The 2,857-nt window shown below is 69.9% G+C and carries 3 protein-coding genes and 1 pseudogene; 3 read left to right on the top strand and 1 reads right to left on the bottom strand.

Annotated features, from left to right (window positions below; genetic code table 11):
• A pseudogene (locus ACE3O1_RS15315) lies at nt 1-227 on the top strand (HNH endonuclease); the annotation flags it as partial.
• A gap of 229 nt (nt 228-456) precedes the next feature.
• On the opposite strand, the gene ACE3O1_RS15310 reads toward ACE3O1_RS15315, so the two are convergent.
• Complete coding sequence (locus tag ACE3O1_RS15310; RefSeq protein WP_374316517.1) at nt 457-945, bottom strand: GNAT family N-acetyltransferase; 489 nt, start codon at nt 943-945, stop codon at nt 457-459.
• A gap of 117 nt (nt 946-1,062) precedes the next feature.
• On the opposite strand from ACE3O1_RS15310, the gene ACE3O1_RS15305 reads away from it, so the two are divergent.
• Both ACE3O1_RS15305 and ACE3O1_RS15300 read left to right on the top strand, forming a co-directional pair.
• Nucleotides 1,063-1,902, top strand: coding sequence for an exodeoxyribonuclease III (locus ACE3O1_RS15305; RefSeq protein WP_374316515.1), 840 nt, complete (start codon nt 1,063-1,065; stop codon nt 1,900-1,902).
• A 68-nt stretch (nt 1,903-1,970) separates the two neighbouring features.
• Nucleotides 1,971-2,705, top strand: a complete 735-nt coding sequence (locus ACE3O1_RS15300) for a histidine phosphatase family protein (RefSeq protein WP_374316513.1) — start codon at nt 1,971-1,973, stop codon at nt 2,703-2,705.
• Nucleotides 2,706-2,857: the final 152 nt, after the last annotated feature.

Raw genomic sequence — 2,857 nt, 5'->3', positions numbered from 1 at the left:
TCGCCTGGGAACACGGCGGACCCACCGCCCTCACCAACCACGCCCCGCTATGCACCGGACACCACACCGTCAAACACCACGGCGGCTGGACCGTCCACCACATCCCCCACACCGGCGGCGCACTCCTGTGGACCTCACCGGCCGGACGCCGCTACCGCGTCAACCCCGAACGACCCACCCCCCACTTCCGGCCACCCGACGCCGGGGTGTCCGACGCACCCTTCTAGCCCAGTGCGGGATCCCGCGCTCCCTCCTAGAGACACGCGAAACATCCGACGCACCCTTCTAGCGACGCGCGAAGCATCCGGCACGCCTTTCTGGGGCGGGCGCATCGTTCACCCCCGGTGAACGAGCGACCGTCCGGGAGCCCGCCGACCCGCGTTGGAGAGCGACGAATCCGCCCTTCCCAGTCCGAGCTGTCCACCTCGACCCCTCAGCACCACCAGCAACGAAGCCTCACATCCGAGGGCGACGCTCGGCGATCGGTCGGGCTCGCGCGAGAGGACGCGACCATGCGACCTCCCGTCCCAACTGGCCGGTCTGACGGAACAGACGTACCTGATGCGTGGCGGCCAGCGCCTTGGCGAGCTCGTCACGATCCGCGGGCTCGAACCCGAGACCCTGCCAGAACACTCCAGAACGACGACTGAACAGCCACGCGGTCGTCGCACCCTCCTCGGCCGCACGATCGAGCGCGAAGCCGGCCAACTCGCTGCCTCGTCCGCGAGACCGCAGCGACGGGTGCACTGCCACGCTCCGGATCAGCGCGTGCTCCCCGTCCACGCTGATCTCGTACCCGGTGCTGCCGATGATCTCGCCATGCTCGTCGCGCTCCAGCCACAGGCGGACGCCGGGCGCCTCCACTCCGCTCAGAGTCAGATCGACGGTCCTCAGGAAGACCGTCAGCGGCCCGACATCCGTCGCCCGACACCGCTCGAGATACATGCACACCAGTCAACACGCCATCCGCTTCCACCCGCGACCGCTGGCCCCCGCGAACGCCGCCCCCGGGACACCGCAACCGGGTCATCGGCGTCGGCACCCCGGCCTAGGCTTGATCCCATGCGCCTGGCCACGTGGAACGTCAACTCCATCCGCGCGCGGGTCGACCGCATCGTCGACTTCGCGGTGCGCGAGCACATCGACGTGCTCGCGATGCAGGAGATCAAGTGCAAGGTCGAGCAATTCCCCTTCGACCGCTTCGAAGAGGCCGGCTACCACGTCGAGGCTCACGGATTCTCGCAATGGAACGGCGTCGCGATCGCCAGCCGCGAGCCCATCACCGACGTGCGGACCGCGTTCCCCGGGATGCCCGGGTTCGAGAAGGGCCACCAAGGCTCCGACGCCCCGCAGGAGGCCCGCGCGATCGGCGCGACCGTCGGCGGCGTCGAGGTATGGAGTCTCTACGTTCCCAACGGTCGATCCCTCGGCGACCCCCACTACTTCTACAAGCTCGATTGGCTCGCGGCCCTCGAGCAGTACACCCGCGCCTCGCTCGCCGCCGACCCCGACCTCGCCCTCGCTCTCGTCGGCGACTTCAACATCGCACCGACGGATGCCGACAACGGCGACCCCACTGTGGTCCAGGGATTCGCCACCCACGTCTCCCCGCCCGAGCGCGAGGCGTTCGCGGCCCTCGAAGCCGCCGGGCTGCAAGACGTCGTGCGCCCACTCGTCCCCACCGGCTACACCTACTGGGACTACAAGCAGCTGCGCTTCCCCCGCAACGAGGGCATGCGCATCGACTTCATCCTCGGCTCGCACGCCCTCGCCGACGCCGTGGCGGGCGCGCGAATCCACCGCGACGAGCGCAAGGGCGAGGCACCGAGCGATCACGTTCCCGTCGTCGTCGACCTCGACCTCGATGGTCCGGACGACGACGACCGTCCGATGATCTTCTGACGCGAGCCGCACGTCCGGGATTGTCAACCACTGTCCCAGCGGGGGCGGCAGTCTCTAGCCTTTCCCCCATGGCGGTGAACGAGCTGTTCCTGGTGCGGCACGGCGAGAGCGTCGGCAATGTGGCGGCCACGCAGGCCGAACTCGACGGCCTGGACGCGATCCCCCTCGACATCCGCGACGCCGACGTTCCCCTGTCCGATACCGGTCGCGAGCAGGCGACCGCGCTCGGCCACTGGCTCGACGGCCGCCGCGACTCCATCGACGCGTACTGGGTGTCGCCCTACCTCCGCGCGCAGGAGACGCTGCGAATCGCGCTGGGCGACCATCCGACCCCGGCTCCCGCGACGAACCCGTCCCTCGACGAGCGTCTGAGAGACCGCGAGCTCGGCATCCTCGACCTGCTCACCCGCCGCGGGGTCGCCGCCCGACACCCGGAAGAGATGGCGCGCCGCCTCCACCTGGGCAAGTTCTACCACCGACCGCCCGGCGGAGAATCCTGGGCGGATGTCGCGCTCCGCCTCCGCTCCTTCCTGCGCGACCGGCTCGACGGCCCCGGAGAGACGGCGATGCTCGTCGCCCACGACGCAGTCGTCATGCTGGTCCTCTACGTGCTCCTGCCGATGCGCGAGGACGAGCTCCTCGACTTCGCATCCACTCGAACCGTGCTGAACGCCTCCATCACGCATCTCGTCCGTCGCGCCGCGGAATGGGAGCTCGCCGCGTTCTCCGACGTCACCCACCTGCAGCGCGAAGGCGCCGATGTCACGGCCCACCCGGGAAGCCCCGATGTCGAACCCGCCTGAACCGGTCACCCCGGCCGTGCTGAAATCCTGGGGTCTGCCCGATCCCGGCGACTCCAAGAAGGCGCGCGGCGACGTGGTCGTCGTCGGAGGCTCCCGCAGCGCTCCCGGCGCAGCGATCCTCGCCGGCGAGGCCGCCCAGCGAGTCGGAGCGG

The organism is Microbacterium sp. (genome assembly GCF_041909575.1).
Taxonomy (GTDB): Bacteria; Actinomycetota; Actinomycetes; order Actinomycetales; family Microbacteriaceae; genus Microbacterium.
This window is presented reverse-complemented; position numbering and strand designations above follow the sequence as displayed.

Coding starts and splice junctions, on each gene's coding strand:
- ACE3O1_RS15310 (WP_374316517.1), bottom strand. CDS start 945: ATGTATCTCGAGCGGTGTCGGGCGACGGATGTCGGGCCGCTGACGGTC.
- ACE3O1_RS15300 (WP_374316513.1), top strand. CDS start 1,971: ATGGCGGTGAACGAGCTGTTCCTGGTGCGGCACGGCGAGAGCGTCGGC.
- ACE3O1_RS15305 (WP_374316515.1), top strand. CDS start 1,063: ATGCGCCTGGCCACGTGGAACGTCAACTCCATCCGCGCGCGGGTCGAC.